Annotated in this window: 16 protein-coding genes; 7 read left to right on the forward strand and 9 right to left on the reverse strand. The window is 63.5% G+C overall.

Annotated elements, in window-relative coordinates; all coding sequences use genetic code 11:
• Nucleotides 1-383: 383 nt before the first annotated feature.
• The gene (locus NKJ23_RS30755; RefSeq protein ID WP_352449789.1) at nt 384-506 is read left to right on the forward strand and encodes a hypothetical protein; all 123 of its coding nucleotides are present in this window, start codon (nt 384-386) and stop codon (nt 504-506) included.
• Between the two features lie 413 nt (nt 507-919).
• Here the strand turns inward: NKJ23_RS30755 and msuE are convergent, their stop codons facing one another.
• The 6 genes from msuE to NKJ23_RS30785 form a co-directional block, all read right to left on the reverse strand.
• Nucleotides 920-1,510 (reverse strand): FMN reductase, encoded by a 591-nt coding sequence (gene msuE / locus NKJ23_RS30760; RefSeq protein ID WP_352684439.1) that lies wholly within the window; start codon nt 1,508-1,510, stop codon nt 920-922.
• Between the two features lie 72 nt (nt 1,511-1,582).
• Nucleotides 1,583-2,638 carry an aldo/keto reductase gene (locus tag NKJ23_RS30765; protein ID WP_352684441.1) on the reverse strand — a complete coding sequence of 352 codons (1,056 nt, stop codon included), beginning with the start codon at nt 2,636-2,638 and terminating at the stop codon, nt 1,583-1,585.
• Nucleotides 2,639-2,657: 19 nt separating this feature from the next.
• On the reverse strand, nt 2,658-3,605 hold the full coding sequence (locus tag NKJ23_RS30770) for an ABC transporter ATP-binding protein (protein WP_352684443.1): 948 nt from the start codon (nt 3,603-3,605) through the stop codon (nt 2,658-2,660).
• Complete coding sequence (locus NKJ23_RS30775; RefSeq protein WP_352684445.1) at nt 3,583-4,581, reverse strand: ABC transporter ATP-binding protein; 999 nt, start codon at nt 4,579-4,581, stop codon at nt 3,583-3,585. The genes NKJ23_RS30770 and NKJ23_RS30775 overlap by 23 nt, the downstream gene beginning before the upstream one ends.
• Nucleotides 4,582-4,583: 2 nt before the next feature.
• Nucleotides 4,584-5,582, reverse strand: coding sequence for an ABC transporter permease (locus NKJ23_RS30780; protein WP_352684447.1), 999 nt, complete (start codon nt 5,580-5,582; stop codon nt 4,584-4,586).
• Nucleotides 5,582-6,568, reverse strand: coding sequence for an ABC transporter permease (locus NKJ23_RS30785; protein ID WP_352449708.1), 987 nt, complete (start codon nt 6,566-6,568; stop codon nt 5,582-5,584). The genes NKJ23_RS30780 and NKJ23_RS30785 overlap by 1 nt, the downstream gene beginning before the upstream one ends.
• A gap of 315 nt (nt 6,569-6,883) precedes the next feature.
• Here NKJ23_RS30785 and NKJ23_RS30790 point away from each other — a divergent pair, with 315 nt between their 5' ends.
• Genes NKJ23_RS30790 through NKJ23_RS30810 form a run of 5 tightly spaced genes read left to right on the forward strand, consistent with a single transcriptional unit; the run spans nt 6,884 to nt 13,289 of the window.
• Nucleotides 6,884-8,494: an ABC transporter substrate-binding protein gene (locus NKJ23_RS30790; protein WP_352684449.1), complete on the forward strand. Its 1,611-nt coding sequence runs from the start codon at nt 6,884-6,886 to the stop codon at nt 8,492-8,494.
• Between the two features lie 59 nt (nt 8,495-8,553).
• Nucleotides 8,554-9,738 (forward strand): LLM class flavin-dependent oxidoreductase, encoded by a 1,185-nt coding sequence (locus tag NKJ23_RS30795; RefSeq protein WP_352684451.1) that lies wholly within the window; start codon nt 8,554-8,556, stop codon nt 9,736-9,738.
• Between the two features lie 9 nt (nt 9,739-9,747).
• On the forward strand, nt 9,748-10,785 hold the full coding sequence (locus NKJ23_RS30800; RefSeq protein ID WP_352684453.1) for an ABC transporter substrate-binding protein: 1,038 nt from the start codon (nt 9,748-9,750) through the stop codon (nt 10,783-10,785).
• 15 nt (nt 10,786-10,800) lie between these two features.
• Nucleotides 10,801-12,021, forward strand: a complete 1,221-nt coding sequence (locus NKJ23_RS30805) for an acyl-CoA dehydrogenase family protein (RefSeq protein ID WP_352684454.1) — start codon at nt 10,801-10,803, stop codon at nt 12,019-12,021.
• A 5-nt stretch (nt 12,022-12,026) separates the two neighbouring features.
• Nucleotides 12,027-13,289: an FAD-dependent oxidoreductase gene (locus tag NKJ23_RS30810; RefSeq protein ID WP_352684456.1), complete on the forward strand. Its 1,263-nt coding sequence runs from the start codon at nt 12,027-12,029 to the stop codon at nt 13,287-13,289.
• A gap of 31 nt (nt 13,290-13,320) precedes the next feature.
• Here the strand turns inward: NKJ23_RS30810 and NKJ23_RS30815 are convergent, their stop codons facing one another.
• Nucleotides 13,321-14,412: a rhodanese-like domain-containing protein gene (locus tag NKJ23_RS30815; RefSeq protein ID WP_352684458.1), complete on the reverse strand. Its 1,092-nt coding sequence runs from the start codon at nt 14,410-14,412 to the stop codon at nt 13,321-13,323.
• Nucleotides 14,409-15,770 carry an LLM class flavin-dependent oxidoreductase gene (locus NKJ23_RS30820; RefSeq protein ID WP_352684487.1) on the reverse strand — a complete coding sequence of 454 codons (1,362 nt, stop codon included), beginning with the start codon at nt 15,768-15,770 and terminating at the stop codon, nt 14,409-14,411. Before NKJ23_RS30820 ends, NKJ23_RS30815 begins: the two co-directional genes overlap by 4 nt.
• Nucleotides 15,771-15,950: 180 nt before the next feature.
• On the opposite strand from NKJ23_RS30820, the gene NKJ23_RS30825 reads away from it, so the two are divergent.
• Nucleotides 15,951-17,390, forward strand: a complete 1,440-nt coding sequence (locus tag NKJ23_RS30825; RefSeq protein WP_352684460.1) for an FAD/NAD(P)-binding protein — start codon at nt 15,951-15,953, stop codon at nt 17,388-17,390.
• A gap of 84 nt (nt 17,391-17,474) precedes the next feature.
• Here NKJ23_RS30825 and NKJ23_RS30830 read toward each other — a convergent pair whose 3' ends face one another.
• Entirely contained in the window at nt 17,475-19,070 is a 1,596-nt protein-coding gene (locus tag NKJ23_RS30830) for an ABC transporter substrate-binding protein (RefSeq protein WP_352684462.1), read from the reverse strand.
• Between the last annotated feature and the right edge of the window lie 23 nt (nt 19,071-19,093).

Genomic DNA, 19,093 nt, shown 5'->3' on the forward strand with positions numbered 1-19,093 from the left:
TCCGCTAAACACGGGGGCTGCGCGGCGGACACGCCGACGTCACCGCAATGCCACGCCATTTTGCAGAACTTGACGCACACAACTCGTGATCAACCGGCTAACCGTTTGGCAGCGCATCCGAAACGTGCTGTACCAGATCCTGAAGACCCGGTCTGAGCGACTCTGATCTCATCCGGAGATTGAGGCTAGCAGCTTGCCGTACGCAGCGCGCGCGTACGGAGCGGTCCGCCGTGGGTCGCGACTAACTTCCTAGGTGCAGCCGGACGGTCTTGCCTGACGTCGCCGGCCTGTTCCCAGCTACGCCAAATGATCGCCGTCGTGAACTCCGCGCCGGCGAGCGTGACTTGGTCGTCACCGCTGCTGGCGGCCTCCCGGGCGAGGTCATGAAGAACTGGCGTGTCAAAGCGCCGAACACATTCGATCGCGAATTCGGCTTCTCACGCATGGGCTACGAGATCGCCGCAGGGTGGGGTGCGGCGATGGCCGATGTAGCATCCAGACAGTAATTCGAGGTTGATTGCGACGGGACTATGGGCGGATTTCTATTCCGAACACCGTGCCGGCGTCGTTCAAGCACTTGATAAACGATCCTGACACTCCACCGGCGGCTGGCAACACATCTGCGGCCTCCGGAGGCCCACCATAAGTCAATAAAATCAAACGCTATGGACGGCGGTTCGCCAGTTATTACTTGGCTACCCGAACCAAAACACACCGCTAGGTCATTGATAAATGAAGATAATGGTGGGCCCGGAGGATGTACCAAGATTGTTGATTTCATTGGCTTTTTCGTGGGCCAAAGTCGGAAATCTTCCCGTATCGTTCCGTATGGTTCCGTCGCCGATGTCGGCCAAAACACCGAACGTTCTGCCTATTTGGCCGTCCAAGGCATCCGGCACCTGCTCGAACCCGATATCCGTCAGCCCGAAGCCCCCCGGACCGGTTGGCTCTTCGGCTGCCGCGCTGAAAGCAAGGCAACGAATTGATCCACGGCCTGCCCGGCCCGCGCCAGAACCAGCGAATCTACGAGCTTGCCGTCGGCAAAGTCGCTGTCACTGCCATAGACGGCGCTCGGCACCGTCAAGGCGGAGTAAAAGCCAAACAGCGGGCGAAGCTGATGTTCGACTACCAGCGCGTGGCGCTGGCCACCACCCGTCGCGCCGATCAGGACCGGCCGGTCGACGAGCGCCAGTGGATCGATGAGGTCGAACAGATGCTTGAACAGGCCAGCATAGGAGCCGTTGTAGACCGGCGTCGTGACGATCAGCGCGTCGGCCTGTTCGACCGCGGTTACCACATTCAGCGCCTCCGGCGCCAATTCCTTTCGCGTAAACGCAGCACCCAGACCACGGCCGGCATCGACAAGATCGAGGAAATTTACTGTGACAGACAATCTTTCGCGCAGCGCCTCGCCGAGATGATGCGCCAGCGTCCGCGACTTCGACGGCCTGTGGGTGTTGCCCGAAAGCACGACGATGTTCTGGCGCAGCCGTTCGACGTGGAAATTCATGGGCTCTCTCATCTGTCCAAAGCAATTGGAAACGGGGGCGGGGCGCCGGCCCCGCCATTTCGTCGGCGACCGTCAGGCGGCGCGCAGAGGCCGTGTCAGCGGGATCGGCGCGGCCGGCTCCGAACGCGGCACGCGGCCTTCGACCGGATGGCTCGGATCATTGAACCCATGCGTTGAGGCATGGCCGGCGGTGACGAGGCGGTCGACAAAGGCCTCGTCCTCGGCGCTCAGCCTGAAGTCCAGCGCCTTCGCATAGCTGTCCCACTGTTCCTCGGTGCGCGGGCCGGCGATCGCCGCCGTGATCAGCCGGTTGTTCAACACCCAGGCCAGCGCGAAATCGGCGGCCGAGACGCCGCGTGACTTTGCGTGCGCCGCGATCTGCCTGGCGATCTCAATCGATTCCGGGCGCCACTCGGTCTCGGCGATGCGCTTGTCGCCACGGCCGGCCCGCGTGTCGGCGGCAGGCGCCTGGTTCGGCTCGTATTTGCCGGTCAGCACGCCGCGCGCCAGCGGGCTGTAGGAGACGACGCCAAGACCGTAATAGGCGGCCGCCGGCAGCTGTTCGGCCTCGGCGGTGCGGTTGACGATGTTGTAGAGCGGCTGGCTGGCCACCGGCCGGTCGATGCCGAGTTCATCGGCCAGATGCGCGACTTCGGCGATGCGCCAGCCACGAAAGTTGGACACGCCGAAATAGCGTAACTTACCCTGGCGGATCAGGTCGGCGATCGCCCGCACCGGCTCCTCCAGCGGCGCATCGAAGACGGCACGATGGAAGTAGAACAGGTCGATATAGTCTGTTCCAAGGCGGCGCAGGCTGTTCTCGACGGTCTGGATCACCCATCTGCGCGAATGGCCGCCGAGATTGGGACCCTTGTCGTGGGAGTTGACGAATTTGGTCGCCACGACCCAATGATCGCGCGTCGCCTTGATGCCGCGACCGACGACTTCCTCGGACTTGCCGTTGTGGTAGACGTCGGCGGTGTCAATGAAGTTGATGCCTTGCTCGCGCGCCTTGTCGATGATGCGATGCGCGACCGTCTCCTCGGTCGGCCCGCCGAACATCATCGTGCCGAGGCTGAGCGACGAAACCTTCAGGGCGCTGCGGCCAAGATAGCGGTAGTCGGACATTTTTCTGCTCCGTTGAATTTCAGTTGATGGTTGGTTCGGCGTAGTGGCAGGCGACGTGGTGTCCGGGCGAGATCGCCCGGAATGCCGGCTCCTGCGAACGGCACAGATCCGTTGCCAGCGGGCAGCGCGTGTGAAAGCGGCAACCGCTCGGGATGTTCTGCGGGCTCGGCAGATCGCCATGGATCGGCGCGGCCTGGCGGCGCCGCGACGGGTCCGGCACGGCATCCATCAGCGCGCGCGTGTAGGGATGCTGGGGCGAGGTCCACAGCGTCGAATTATCGGCGCTTTCGACGATGCGGCCGAGATACATGACCAGCACCCGGTCGGCGAAATAGCGGACGACTGATAGATCGTGCGAAATGAAGAGATAGGACAGCCCGAGCTGACGTTTCATGTCGACCAACAGGTTGAGGATCTGCGCCTGGATCGAAAGGTCGAGCGCCGACACCGGCTCGTCGCAGACGACCAGTTCCGGATTGAGGATCAGCGCCCGGGCGATGCCGATGCGCTGGCGTTGCCCGCCGGAAAATTCATGCGGGTAGCGGCCAAGCGAATCCCTCGGCAGACCGACACGCTCGATGATGTCCTCGACGATGGTGCGCCGCTCGGCCGTGTTGCCGATGCCATGGACCTTCAGTGGTGCTGTCAGGATGTCGCCGATCGTGTGGCGCGGATTAAGCGATGCGAACGGATCCTGGAAGATCATCTGGATATTACGGCGCGCCGCCTTCAGCCGGCGCGCGTCGAGAACGGTGATGTCGGTGCCGTTGAACTCGATCCTGCCGCTAGTCGGGTCGACCAGCCGCATGATGGTCTTGCCTAGCGTCGATTTTCCGCAACCGCTTTCGCCGACGAGACCAACCGTCTCGCCGCGTCCGACTTCGAGGGATACGCCATCGACGGCGCGCAGCGTGCCCCCCTGGGCGTGGAAATGGGTGGAAAGGTCAGAGACCGAGAGCAGCGCCATGCGCAACCTCCGGAATGAAGCTGTTGGGGCAGGCGACTAGACGATCCTCGCTCACCTCGACGAGGGCGGGCACGAAATGGGCGCAGCTGTCGCGCGCCACCGCGCAGCGCGGGCGGAACGGGCAGCCCTTTTCGCCGGCGGCCGAGACGATGCTGCCGGGAATCTCGGTCAGCCTGGCGTCGCGGTAGTGGAGATTGGTCTTCAGCCTTGGCGACGCCGCCAGCAGGCCGCGCGTATAGGGGTGAAGGGGTGTTCTGAACAGTGCGTCCGGCAGCGCCTGTTCAACCTTGCGGCCGGCATACATGACGACGACCTTGTCGGCCCATTGTGCGACGACACCAAGATCGTGGGTGATGAGCACGACAGCCATCGATAGTTCGCGGCGCAGCGTATCGAGCAGGTCGAGCACCTGCGCCTGGATGGTCACGTCGAGCGCCGTCGTCGGTTCGTCGGCAATCAGCAGGCGCGGTCGGCAGGCAACGGCGATGGCAATCATGACGCGCTGGCGCATGCCGCCGGAAAGCTGGTGCGGATAGTCGTCGATGCGCCGCTGCGGATCGGGAATGCGCACCAGATTGAGAAGCTCGATGGCACGGCTCCGCGCTGCCTTGCCGCGTATGCCTTCGTGCAGCGTCAGCACCTCGGTGATCTGCCGGCCGATGGTCAGCACCGGATTGAGCGACGTCATCGGCTCCTGGAAGATCATGGCGATCTCGCGTCCGCGCAGGTTCCGCATAGCCTTCTGGTCGAGACCGAGCAGGTCCTTGCCGGCGAATTCGATCCGGCCATTGGGGATTTTCGCCGAGCGCGGCAGAAGCTGCATCAGGGCGAGCGCGGTCAGCGACTTGCCGGAGCCTGATTCACCAACGATCGCCAGCGTCTCGCCCTCACCGACCTCGAAGCTCAGCCGGCTGACCGGCTCAGTGTTCGGGAAGCGAACCGTCAGATTGTCGATCCTGAGCAAAGGAGCCGCCATCTCTATCGCTCCTGTGAGAAGCGCGGGTTGAGCGCGTCGTTGAGGCCGTCACCGATCAGGTTCAGCGCCAGCACGGTAAAGACGATCGCCAGTCCCGGAAGCGCTGTCAGATACCAAGCGGTGCGGATCAATTCCCTGCCCGCTCCGATCATCGAGCCCCAGCTGACGACGTTGGGATCGCCGAGGCCCATGAAGGACAGTGCCGATTCCATCAGGATCGCGGTCGCCACCATCACCGACGAGGTCACGATCAACGGCGGCAGCGCATTGGGCAGGATCTCGCGGAAGATAATGCGGGCATGGCCGTAGCCGAGGCTGCGGGCGGCCATGACGAAATCCTTCTCGCGGATGGCCCGGAATTCGGCGCGGGTCAACCGCGCCACCGTCGGCCAGGTGATGACGGCGATCGCCACTGTCACGACAGGCGCGGTCGGCTGCGCGATCGCCACCATGACGACCAGCAGCACGAAGCTCGGTATGGTCTGAAAGATCTCGATCAGGCGCACCAGCAGGTCGTCGATCCAGCCGCCGAAGTAGCCGGCGGCGGCGCCGACCAGGATGCCGAAGCTGAGGCCGAGCGCGGTCGCCACCAGGCCGACGAACAGCGAAATCCGCGCGCCATGCAGAATGCCGGAAAGCACATCGCGGCCCATGGAGTCCGTGCCCAGCGGGAAGGCTGGGTTCTGGCCCGGCCACAGGAAGGGCCGCGCCACCATCGATAGCGGATCGGCCGGATAGAGGACTGGTGCCAGCAGTGCGGCCAGCACGACCAATGACAGGAACACCACGCCGAACATGGCGTTGGGATTGCGCAGGAAAACCTTCAGCGCACGCCCTCCAGCGGCTATCGGCACCGACGCTGCCGAAGCGGAGCGTGCGTCGGGCGCGTGGAGATTGCTCCAGCTCTTCGCCTCGGGCTCAGGCGGTGCCGCGGGCCCGCAGGCATCGGCATGGAGACGGCGGGAACGGGCATCGCCCGCGGCGAAATCGGTGGAAGCCATCAGCGTACTCCGATGCGGGGATCGAGCCAGGCGTGCAGAAGATCGACGGTCGCGTTGGCGATGATGACCAGCAGCGACGACAACAGAAGGATGCCGAGCAGCACGGTGAAATCGCGGCCCATGACCGCTTCGAAGGCGAGACGCCCGAGGCCGGGCCAGGAATAGACGGTCTCGACAACCACGGCGCCGCCGAGCATGCCGCCAACATGCATGCCGGCCATGGTGGTAATGGGGATCAGCGCGTTGCGCAGGACATGGCGAATGGTGATGATGGCCGGCGGCAGGCCCTTGGCTGCGGCGGTGCGCACGTAGTCCTGCGACTGGACCTCCAGCATCGCCGCTCGTGTCAGCCGCGCATAGATCGCCACGTAGAACAGCGCCAGCGACAGTGCCGGCAGGATCATGTAGCGCGCCCTGTCCCAGAGCCCGGCAAGGCCGGTCAGGTTGCTGCCGATGGTTCCCGAGCCGCCGCTCGGCAGCCAGCCGAGCTTGACCGAAAACAGCACGATCAGCATCAAGCCGATCCAGAAACCCGGGATTGAATAGAACAGCAGCGAAATAACGGAGAGCACACGATCCGGCAGGCGCCCGGCAAACACCGCCATCACCGATCCAAGGGCGAGGCCGAGCACAATGGCGACGGCCAGAGCCACCGCCATCAGCACCAGCGTGCCGGGCAGCCGCTGGCCGATCAGGTCGGCGACCGGCATGCCGTAGCGTGGCGAAAAGCCGAGGCTGAAATGCGCGAGATTGTAGAGATAGTTGAACAGCTGGACGAGAAGCGGATTGTCGAGCCCGAAGCGCTGGCGAAGCGCCGCCATCGTTTCGACAGTGGCCGAGCCAGCCTCGCCGGCCATGACATCGGCGGCATCGCCGGGCGCGAGCTGCAGCAGGAAGAAGTTCAGGATGACGATGCCCAGAACGGTCGGCACCGCCTGGATGGCGGTGCGTCGAAACGTTCTGCCAATGCGCGTCAGGGTCGACATCGTTTTCGCTATCCCGGCTGTGGCTGACGATGCGGGTTTGCTGTTTCCCGGAAAGTTCCGTGCTTTTTAGTTGACAAGATTTATAGACATTGTCAAACCTGATTTAAGAAATTTTATCCTGCAAATGGCGACTTTGCAGAATAGAATTTTATTTCATGCTACGGAATTAGCGGTTTGAGGCATGAAATCTTAAGCGCGGGAGCGGGTCGGCCAAATCTTTTCGCAAACGGGCCCGCTCTTGGAACAATGGATTTTTAACTCGGTGGCCGAGGATCGGCCGATCGGGGGCGGCAGCAAAAAAAGGACTAGGGCGCGATGTCTCATTTCCTCATTCCGAACCGCCGCAGGTTCCTCGGCATCTCGGCAGCCGCGCTCGGAGCGACCCTGTTGCCTGCATCGCGCAGCGCCTACGCCGCCGAGCCGAAACAGGGTGGAATGGCGACGCTGGTGCTCTCGGCTGAGCCGCCTGTGCTGACGACCATCGCCCACACGGCATTCAATTCGGTCTACGTCTCGGCAAAGACCACCGAGGGCCTGCTGACCTATGATTTCGATCTCACGCCGCGCCCATCCCTGGCCAGACAATGGTCGGTCAGTGACGATGGGCTGCAATACACCTTCAAGCTGCGCGAAGGCGTGAAGTGGCATGATGGCCAGCCGTTCACCGCCGCCGACGTCGCCTATTCGATCACCACGATCAGAGAGGTTCATCCGCGCGGCCGCAACACCTTCCTCAACCTTGTAGACATCCAGACGCCGGATCCGCTGACCGTGACGCTGGTTCTGTCGAGGCCGGCGCCTTACCTGATCACGGCCTTGGCCGCGGCCGAAACGCCGATCGTGCCGAAGCACCTCTATGACGGCACAAAGGCAGCCGAAAATCCGGTCAACGTCGCGCCGGTCGGCACCGGCCCTTTCGTCTTCAAGGAATGGGTCCGCGGCAGCCACATCGTCTACGAACGCAATCCCGACTATTGGGACGCGCTGCGCCCCTACCTTGACCGGCTGATTGTCCGTTTCATCCCTGACGCTTCGGCGCGCGCATTGGCGCTGGAGACAGGCGAGATCGATCTGGCGCCGGCCACGCCGATTCCGTACAGCGATTTGCAGCGCTTCGAAACGCTGCCGCATATCGGCTTCGAGAAGCAGGGTTATCAGTATTCCAATGGCATCAGCCGGGTCGAGTTCAACCTGGAGAAACCCTATTTCCAGGATGTTCGCGTCCGCCGTGCCTTCGCCCATGTTATCGACCGCAACGTCATCCGCGAGACGATCAACTATGGCTATGGCGCGACCATTCCAGGCCCCATCAACCCCAATCTGAAGAAGTGGTACGTCGCCGACCTGAAGACCTATCCGGTCGACATTGCCACTGCCGAGAAACTGCTCGACGAAGCAGGCTTGCCGCGCGACGCCAACGGTACCCGGCTCAAGCTTGTCCACGACTATGTCCCGAGCGGCGAAACCTACAAGCGCGGCGCCGACTACATCAAGCAGGCATTGGCCGCGGTCGGGATCGAGGTCACCGTGCGCAGCCAGGATTTTGCCACCTACACCAAGCGCATCTACACCGACCGCGATTTCGACTTCACCTTCAACGGCATGAGCAATCTGTTCGACCCGACGGTAGGCGTACAGCGGCTCTACTGGTCGAAGAATTTCAAGCCCGGCGTGCCGTTCTCCAACGGTTCGAAATACAGCAATGCCAAGGTCGACGAACTTCTTGAAGCGGCCGCCGTCGAGGTCGACCACGAAAAGCGCTTCGAGCAATGGGCCGCGATCCAGCAGATCCTTGTCGAGGACCTGCCCGACATCGGCATCGTCAGCCAACCGGAAATCACCCTCTACAACAGGCGCATAGCCGGTCACACGGTGGGCGCCGAGGGCAATGCCGGCTCCCTCGCAACCGCCCATATCGTCGCCTGAGCCTGACCCGTGCGCGGTCCTTCGCACGGGTTCCCTTCCTCCACCCGAGAAAGTTCGCCATGACGCTCGCCCACAAGCCTGGTTCCATCGTCGGCACGCCCTTCTTCAAGGCGCCGACCGACTATCCGGACAGCCCGCTGTCGAAAGCACTTCAGCAGCCGGTGCTGCTCGGGCTGTTCCTGCCGATCCAGGCCGGTGGCTGGACCAACTCGACGCTGCCGCGCTCGACCGACTGGCGCTTCGACTACAATCGCGATCTGACGTTGAAGGCCGAGGAGCTTGGCTTCGACCTCGTCTTCGCGCTCAGTCAATGGCTGCCCAAGGGCGGCTATGGCGGCGTTTTCAACGGCCAGGCGCTGGACAGTTTTGTGTCCGTGGCGGCCATGGCCGCGATCACCAAGAAGATCATGCTGATTTCGACCATGCATGTTCTCTACGGCCCGTGGCATCCGCTGCATCTGGCGAAGTTCGGCGCCACGCTCGACCACATCTCCGGCGGCCGCTGGGGCATCAACGTGGTCACCGGTCATCGCGCTGTCGAACATGAAATGTTCGGCTGGAACCGCATCGAGCATGACCGCCGCTATGAACTCGCCGCCGAATTCGTCGAAGTGCTGCAGCGGCTGTGGCAGGATGATGAGAATTTCTCCTTCTCCGGAGAATCGAGCTGGAAGCTCAATGGCGGCTTCGTCACGCCGAAGCCGAATTACGGCAGGCCGATCCTGGTCAACGCCACTGGCTCCGATGCCGGCATTTCCTTTGCCGGCCGCTATTCCGACATCGTCTTCGTCACCAGCCCGGCCGGCTCCGACATCGCCAGCGCGCTGGAGGCGCTGCCGGCGCATACGGAGAAAGTGAAGGACGCGGCCCTTGGTGTCGGCCGCACCGTGCGCACTCTGCTCAACCCGCTGGTCATCAGCAGGCCGACCGAGAAGGAGGCCTGGGCGGTCGCCGACGAGATCGTCGCCCATGCCGACAGCCGCACGCCGAAAGGCTTCCAGACCTTCAACAGCGATGCCCAGGCCTGGAAGGGGCGCGAGGGCCGCGACGATCCCTACGCCAAGGTCGGCGGCAACATCTATCTCATCGGCACGCCCGAACAGATCGTCGACCAGTTCGTCAAGCTCAGGGACGCCGGCATTGACGGCCTGCAACTGTCCTTCTTCGATTTCAAGCCTGACCTCGAATTCTTCGGCGAGAACATCTTGCCGCTGATGAAGCAGGCCGGCCTGCGCAACACCTGAGGAGCAATCATGACCACGACTGCGATCTCCGAAATCTGGTACACACGCTGCCCGGTGCCGACGCCTGTCGGGCTCGCCGCACAGCTCGGGCTTCTCGACGAGACCTTTCGCAAGGAGGGTATCGAACTGAAGTCGATCATCGATTCACCCAACCGCGATATCCGCCAGAGCCATTTCAACCACACGCTCGACTGGTCGTTCCGCCACGGCGGCAACGTGCCGCCGATCCGTGCGCGGTCCGAAGGGCGCAAGACGCGTCTCGTCGGCATCACCTGGACCGACGAGTTCCAGGCTATCATCACCTTGCGCAGCACCGGCATCAGAACAACCCAGGACCTGAAAGGCCGCCGCTTCGGCATCGCCCGGCGCCCCGAAGGCATTGTCGATTTCATGCGGGCGACGGCGTTGAAGGGACTGATCTCGGCGCTCTCGCTCGAGGGCCTTAGCTATGGCGACGTCGAGATCGTCGACATAGCGCTGGCCGACAGCGTGCTCGACAGCCAGGAAGGACCATCGCTGTTCGGGCTCAAGCGCAAGCAGGCCTATGGCGAGGAAGCCGCAGCCCTGATCCGTGGCGAGGTCGACGCCATCTATGTCAAAGGCACGGCCGGCATCAATGTCGCCAATCTGATCGGCGCCATCCAGGTCGCCGAATTCGGCTTCCACCCCGACCCGAACATCCGCATCAATTCCGGTTCGCCGCGCGTGCTGACCGTCGATGCCTTGCTGGCCGAACAGCGCCCCGACCTCGTCGCGAGATTGATCGAGACGATCCTGCGCGCCAGCGCCTGGGCCGAGGCTCATCCGGAAGAGACGCGGCGCTTCGTCGCCCGCGAATCCGGCGCCACGGAGGAACAGGTGCTGGCCGCCAACGGACCGGATGTCCACAAGCACCTCGGCCTCGGACTGCAGCCCGAGCTCGTCGCGGCGGTTTCCCACTACAAGAATTTCTTGCGCGACTGGGGCTTCCTTGCCAGCGATTTCGACGTCGAGGACTGGGTCGATCGCCGGCCGCTCGATCTGGTGAACATTCGCGCCGCCGCCTGAGAGGAAGCCAGCTTCATGACCTCGACGATTGCCGAGTTTCCGCAACTCTTTGACAGGGTGGCCGGCCTTGCCGACGACTTCGCGCTGACCGCCGCGCATCACGATGCGACCGGGGAATTTCCCTTCGCCAATTTCGACCGGCTTCACCAGGCCGGCCTGCTTGGCCTGGTCACGGCGCGCGAGCATGGCGGCCTCAGTGGCGGGCTGACGGAAGCCCAGGCGGTGATCGCCGAGATCGGCCGTGGCGAGCCGTCGACGGCGCTGGTGCTGGCCATGCATTACAACAGCCAGTATGCGCTGCGGAAATCCGGAAAATGGCCGCGCCATCTGGTTCAGCGGATTGTCGAAGCCGGGCGTCTTGGCCCCGCCCTGATCAACGCCGCACAGGCCGAGCCGGGGATCGGCTCGCCCGCCCATGGCAAGGCGCCCGAAACTATTGCCCGGCGCGACGGCAATGTCTGGCGGATATCCGGCCACAAGAACTACGTCACCGGCATTCCCATCCTGAAATGGGTGAACTTGCTGGCGCTGACCGACGAGCCGCAGCCGCGCCTCGCCTCGTTCCTGGTGCCGACCAATGCGCCGGGATTGCGTGTCGAAAAGACATGGAATGCGGCCGGCATGCGGGCCACAGCGAGCGACGACGTCATCCTGGACAATGTCGCCGTGCCCGCCGAGGATATCACCGAGGCACAACCGGCGTCTGAACCGCTCAGACGTGAAGAAGGGTCGACGGCGTTCTTCTTTTCGCTGATCGGCGCCGTCTACCACGGTGCGGCCCGCGCTGCCCGTGATCGGTTGGTGTCCTTCGTCACCACGCATGCGCCGGCGAGCCTCGGCGCGCCGCTGTCGACCGTGCCGCACATTCAGGCCGGGCTGGGCGAGATCGAGGTCCGGCTTGCGACCAGCACGCGGCTGCTGCGTTCGCTCGCCGAAGACGTCGATGCCGGCCGGCCGGTCGGCACCGACGGGATGACCGTCAGGCATGTCGTCATCGACAATGCCGTTGCCGTCACCTCGCTGGCGCTGGAACTTGCCGGCAATCCCGGCCTTAACAGGGATTTCCAACTCGAGCGTCACCATCGCGATACGCTGACCGCGCGCTCGCACGCGCCGCAGAACCACATGATCCGCACGATCGCCGCCAAGGCGTCGCTCGGTCGCCACGCTGCCCGGCAGGTGCCTGAGACGCCGGCCGTCGCCGCTGGCAAACCCAGGCTTGCGGCGGTCGGTTGAGCGCCATGACAACGGAACATGTCGACGTCGTCATCATCGGCGGAGGCCCCGGTGGCCTGACACTGGCGCAAGGCCTGAAGAAGAACGGCATCAGCGTCGCGGTCTTCGAGAAGGATCGCGCTCGCACCGACTATGTCCAGGGTTTTCGTTTGCGCATCCGCCAGCGTGGCATCGATTCGCTGATCGCCAACTTGCCGCCGGACCTCTACGAGGCTTTTGTCGCCACGCTCGGCCAGGCGCCAGATCGCAACATCCTGCTCGACGAGAATTTCGAGACCTTGGGCGAGGATGCCTGGGGCGGCGGCAACGCGCTCGGCGAGACCGACGACACGCATTTCGAAAAGTCGGTGAGCCGTATCACGCTGCGCCAGGTGCTGTTGTCCGGCCTCGACGGCATCGTGCGCTACGGCAAGGTCTTCTCCCGCTACTGGGAGCAGCCTGATGGCTCGGTAGTAGCGCATTTCGAGGATGGCTCGACAATCCATGCCGACGTGCTGGTCGGTGCCGACGGCGCCCGCTCGCGCGTGCGCCATCAACTGGTGCCGCATGCGCGAAGCTTCGACACCGGCGTCAGGCGCCTGGCCGGCAAGATGACGCTGCATGCCGCAGCCCTACACCAGATCTCGCCGCTGCTGCTCGACTACAATGCCGGCGTCAGACCGACGGAAGGTCATGGGCTGATGGTCACCAGCCACCGGGTCAATGTCGAGGCATTTCGAAAGCATGGACTGATCGGGCTGGACGACGACACCCACAAGGATATTTCCGGGTTCCATTTCAACAACACCACCAGCTATGTCTGGTGGAACACCGCATACGAGCAGGACGAGATCGCCACGGATGACGCGCTGGCAAAGCTCGCCGGTTCAGAGCTGCTGGACCTGCTGATCTCGAAGATCGGCCACTGGCATCCGGAGATCCTCAACCTCGTTCGCTACACCGACCCGTCGACGGTGGCGCTGCTGCATGTCCACAGCTCAGAGCCTGTCGATCCCTGGCCGACGAAACGAGTGACACTGCTTGGCGACGCCATCCACGCCATGACCTATTTCCGCGCACTCGGCGGCAACACTGCGATCTACGACGCCGGGCTGCTGGTGCCGGAGCTTGTGTCCGCCAGACGCGGCGAGAAGCCGCTTGTCGAAGCCTTGTCGGATTATGAGGCGAAGATGCTGGAACACGGCGGCAATGCAGTGCGCTCTTCACTGACGGCGATGCAGAAGAATGTCCTCTCAGGCCGCCGCCGTCAAAAGGAAGCCGCCGAATAGCGGCCTCCAAAATCACCCGACAGTTCTTCCTCTACGCCGCTTCAACCAGGCTGGCCGACTGGAAGTCATGCAGGAGGATGGCGATCTCGAAGCCGCGGCGCTGTAGCCAGTGCGCCGTTGTCGCCGCGCGGACGCCGAGCAGATCGTCAATCAGCACGACGCGGGCGCCACGCACGGCGATGGTGCGATAGGCGACGCCCAGCAACTGGCCGCCCTCCGACGCGATCGAGCCCGGAATGTGGCTTGCCGCGAATTCCTCCGGTGTGCGCACATCGAGCAGGTAAGTCGTCCGCTTTTCGTCCTTCGCCCAGTTCGCGGCCGTGGCCGCATTGATGCGGGGAAAGCTGTCGCCTTCGGCAAGCTTTGCGATGTGCTCCCCGGCGAAACGCTTGGCATCCTCGCTTGCCGGACCATAGATTGCGGTCTTGCCGGTTTCGAGTGCAAGACCGGTCTCGCGCCATGCCTTGGTGCCGTCGTGCAGATAGGCGACCCGGTTGGGCACGCCGGCATCGATCAGTGTCTGCGCCCCGATGATGGCGCGCGGCAGGCCGGCGCAGGAGACGACAACCTGCGTCTCCGGTGACGGCACCAGGTCGGCGAAGCGCAGCACCAGCTCGGCGCCCGGCACGCTGATGGCGCCCGGCACATGGTCCTTTTCGAACTCAGCCACCGTGCGGCTGTCGAGCACCACCACGTCGGCGCCTGGGCCTCTGAGCACCGCGAGCTCTTCAACGCCGATGACCGGGGTCCCCTTCTCGTCGCGGATCGCCAGCGAAAAATCGACGCCCGGCGTATCGAAGGTCGGCAGGCCTTCAACGCCGCTTTGCGTCCATTCCGGAATTCCACCGGCAAGTGCGAAAAGCTGGTTGCGGCCGCGCTGGGCCAGCCGTTCGACAAGTTGCTCGGCAACGCCGCTGCCGTCGTCCGCCAGCACGGTGCGCACCGTTTTGCGCGGGATGAAGCGGTCGATCTCGGCCTCGACCTGAGCCGCGGGCAGGTTGGTGGCGAACAGCGGCGATGCGTATCCGACAGTCGCGCTGTCGCGAATGTCTAGCACCGCCAGTTCTTCGCCATCCGCCAGCCATTGGCGAAACATTTTCGAATCGATCGTCCTGTCGCTCATGATGCTTTCCTCTCTTGCTGTTCAGCGGCGCCACGGATCGGACGCGCAAGGCCGAGGTTCTCGCGCAACGTCCCGCCTTCGTAAGCAGTCCGGAACAGACGCCGCCGCTGCAGCTCCGGAATGACGAGGTCGACAAAATCGGTGAGGCCCGTCGGCAGGATCGGCGGCATGACGTTGAAGCCGTCCGCCGCGCCACCGGCGAACCACTCCTCCATCATGTCGGCCACATCCTTTGGCGTGCCGACGATCTGGAAATGGCCGCGCGCGCCGGCAACGGCGAGATACAATTGGCGGATGGTCAGGTTCCGGCTCGCGGCCAATTCGGAAACGACTTTCAGGCGGCTCTTCACGGCATCGGAACTGCCCAGTTCCGGCAACGGTCCGTCGAGTGAATGGCCGGAAAGATCGACACCGCCGAGCAATCCTGAAACCAGCGCCACACCAACCACAGGATCGACCAGGCGCTGGATCGCATCGAACTTGTCCTCGGCCTCCGTGCGCGTCGGCGCGACGACCGGGAAGACACCGGGCATGATCTTCAAGCTGTCGGCGGAGCGGCCAAACGAGCCCAGCCGGCCTTTCAGTTCGCCGTAAAAGCCGCGCGCCGATTCGATGGTCTGGTGGGCGGTGAAAACCACCTCCGCCGTCCGCGCCGCCAAGTGCTGACCGGCATCGGACGAACCGGCCTGGACGATGACGGGATGGCCCTGCGGTGGGCGAGCGACGTTGAGCGGTCCCTTGACGCGGAAATGCCGGCCGGCATGGTCCGGGGCGTGGATGCCGCGCCGGTCGATGGCGATCCCCGAAGCCTTGTCGGCGACGAAGGCATCGTCGTCCCAGCTGTCCCAAAGCTTCTGCGCGACAGCGACGAATTCCTCGGCGCGGGCGTAACGGTCGGCATGAACGGGATGCTGGTCGAGGCTGAAATTCGCCGCCGCCGGCGCATCGGCTGAGGTGACGACATTCCAGCCTGTCCTGCCGCCGCTGAGATGATCGATCGAAGCGAACAGCCGCGCCAAGTGGAACGGCTCCCAATAGGTGGTCGAGGCGGTCGCAACGAGCCCGATCCCTTGCGTGATGGTCGAGAGCGCCGACAAAAGCGTCAGCGGCTCGAAATGCACGACATGGCCGGTGCGCTCGAAGGTCTCGATCGGCTGCTCGCCATTGCGCGCGCTGAGACTGTCGGCCAGAAACACCATGTCGAACAGGCCACGCTCGGCAGTGCGCGCGGCGTCCGCATAGTGCTGAAAGCTCAGGCCCGGATTGGCAGGCACATCGGGATGGCGCCAGGCAGCGACATGATGGCCCGGTCCGCGAACAAAGGCTCCAAGCCTTATCTTTCGATTTTCAGTCATCAGCGGTTCTCGGGCTGGTCGCAAAGGGCGTTCCTATCTAGCGCCTGCCAAACCCGCTGAGTGAAAGAATGCCTTTCGCCAGCTGGCAATTATTGTTTTTTGACATCGGGTTACGGGAAAGCACGATGGTCGTTGCCGGGCGATGGGCTAGAGCCACGACCACCGGCGTCGCAAAGGTTCTTGATGCTTCATACCCCTTCCTCCCCGCTACGCTCGATCCCGCGTTCAATCATCATCGTTGGCGGCGGCTTTGCCGGCGCGGTTACCGCGATCAAGCTGCTCGACCGTTCAACTGAGCCGCTGGCAATCACCATCATCGAGCGCCGGGCCGAGCTCGGTCGCGGCGTTGCCTATAGCACCGTCGATCCACAACACCTCGTCAACGGCGCGGCGCGCATCTTCTCGCTGCATCCGGACGATCCCGATCACCTCGTTCGCTGGCTTATGGCGAATGGGCCGGAGCACGGCTGGACACCGCCCGAGGATGTCCCGGACTCAAGCCCGCCGCGCTGGCTGATCGGCAGCTATGTCCAGTCCGAACTGACGAGAGCGATCAGAGAAGCAGACGGGCGTTCGTCGCTGCGCCACATCAAGGCATCCGCCGTCGACATGCTGACCGGCCCGTCAGGGGTATGCGTCGGCACCGGCGACGGCCAGCAATTGCTGGCCGATGAGGCCGTGCTGGCAACCGGGGTGTTCCAGAGCCAGCCGTCCACCACGGAAGCAGCCGTCGTCAGCGATCCCCGTTATGTCGCCAATCCCTGGGATTCGGCGGCGCTCGATCGGCTCGCCGGCAGCAAGGAACTGCTGCTGATCGGCTCCAGCCTCAGCATGGTCGACGTCGTCGCCAGCATGGAAGCGCGCGGCTTCAAGGGCGGTTATCGCGTCGTGTCGCGGCGCGGACAGATCGTCGAACCTCGGCGCAACGCGGAAGCGTGGCGCGATTTCCTCACCGGGCGGCCGCTGCCGAAAACCACCAGGGCGCTTCTCGCACTGGTCAAGGCCGAACGCCGGGCAATCGAAACCACCGGCCTGGACTGGCAAGGGCTGCCACTGACGATCCGGCCGTGGATCCTGGCCTTGTGGCAAGGCGCCACCGACAGGGAGCGCTTGAAGTTCGCACGCCATCTGCGCGCCTTCTGGGATGTCACCGCGCACCGTGCGGCGCCACCGAGCTTTGAGCGCGTGGCACTGGCGCGAAGCCAAGGCCGTTGGACGGGTCGAGCGGGACGGGTGCTGGCACTCCATCCGCAGGCAAATGGCATCGTTGCTGAAATCCGCTGGCGTGATAGCGGCGCGGTCGAACGGCTGCGCTTCGACGGCGTCGTCAACTGCCGCGGCCATCAGGAGCACGACTGGCGGCGGATCGCCGATCCATTCGTCCAAAGCCTGCTCGAGAACGGCATCGTTAGGCCGCATGCGACCAGCTTCGGCATCGATGCCACGCGCGAAGGTCAGGTAATTTCCCGTAACGGCAGGACCCACGGCGATCTGTTTGCCGTCGGCCATCCGCTGCGCGGCGTTGCCTGGGAATCGAGTTCCATCGGCGAACAGCTGGCTCAGGCCATCGCCCTTGCCGACCTTCTGGTCAAGGCCAGCCCAAGGCTGCGTGCTCTGGCCTGAGCATGCTGCACATCAAGGCGACAGAAACACAAAAAGGGGCCGCATCGAGATGCAGCCCTTTCTCATTCCGATTGCCCTGCAGGGTCAGGCGTTCGGATCGATATAGGCGTCGGCGAAACTGGCCGACAGGCCTTCGGCACCCGGTGCGTAGTTCTTGACGGTTTTGCGGGCGATGATGATGGTCGGCGGCGCAATCAGATTGATGATCGGCAACTCGTCGGCGATGATCTCCTGGAACTTGAAGAAGAGCTGCTTGCGCTTGGCCTCGTCGAGTTCAACGGAAGCGGCTTCCAGCAGCCGGTCGACCTCCGGGTTTTCATAGTGCGCCCCGTTTGAGAACGGCAGCCCGATCTTGATGTTCTTCGACCAGTAGAGCCGCTGCGCGCCGGCACTCGGATCGAAGATATTGCCGCAGGATTCTGTCGACAGGTCCCACCTCCGGTCGGTGTAGATGGTTTTGACATAGGTGCCGAAGTCGAATTTCTGGATCTCGGCGTCGATGCCGATCTTCGCCAAGGCCTGCTTGAGGAAGTCGGCATAGCCCCACGGGTTATACGGGTTGTTGGTGAGCCTGAGTTTGAAGCGGATGCCGTCCGCTCCCCGCTTGAAGCCGGCCTCGTCGAGCAGTTTCTCCGACAGCGCCGTATCGACGGTCGCGGCTTTCACATCGGGATCGAAATACTTCTTGTTGACGACGCTGATCGGCGTCGGCGACACCTGCCCATAGCCGTAAAACACGATGGCGTTGACCGCGTCGAGGTCGATCGCATGCGCGATTGCCTGACGGACCTTCTTCTCCTTCAGGATCGGGTTTTCGAGGTTGATGATCAGCTGGTGCAGCGGGCCGCTATAGGCGAAGACCGTGCTATCGACGACGAATTGCGGCAGCGCCTTGAACCGCTCCAGATCGGCGAAGGCCACCGGGTTCGGTCCGATGTCGACCTCGCCCGTTTCGAGCGCCGCGGCGCGCGCGCCCGGATCGGTGATGAAGCGGAAAATGATCCGGTCGAGATAGGGTTTAGGCGCATCCCAATAGGTCGGATTCTTTTCGACGAGGATGTGGCTGCCCTTTACCCATTCCTTCAGCACAAACGGCCCGCTGCCGATGATCTGCTCGAAGGACGGATCGTCGGCCGGCTTCAGATTCTCGTAGATGTGTTTGGGCACGACAGGCGATTCCGTCGCGGCCAGCCCCGAAATCAGGGCGGCGGACGGCTTCGACAATTTGATCTTCACGATATGCGGGTCCGACGTGTCAATGTCGGTGACGTTCTGGAAGGTGATGCGCCCGCGCGGATGCGCTTCGCGCAGCCGGGAGATAGAAAAGGCCACGTCCTCGGAGGTCAAATCATGGCCATCGCTGAACTTCACCCCCTGGCGCAGCTTGAAGACGTATTCGAGCCCGTCGTCGCTGATCGACCATTCGGCGGCCAGTTGCGGTCGCGGATTGAGATCGTAGTCGTAGGCGAGCAGGCCGTCGAAAATCTTCGGACCGATGGTGGCCGGTCCGCCGGCGCTGGTGTTGATGGAAACGATCTGGTTGGGCTCGGGATAGTAGACGAAGTTGAGCGTGCCTCCGGCCACCGGCTTTGCGTCTTCTGCGAAGGCCCCGGCGGGAAGTGCGGCACTCGCGCCGGCCAGCAGCAAGAACTGATTGAACAGGCGTCGGTTGATGGTCATGGTCGGTACTCCGAATTGGCGCG

This window comes from Mesorhizobium sp. M0184 (assembly GCF_040322215.1).
GTDB lineage: Bacteria > Pseudomonadota > Alphaproteobacteria > Rhizobiales > Rhizobiaceae > Mesorhizobium.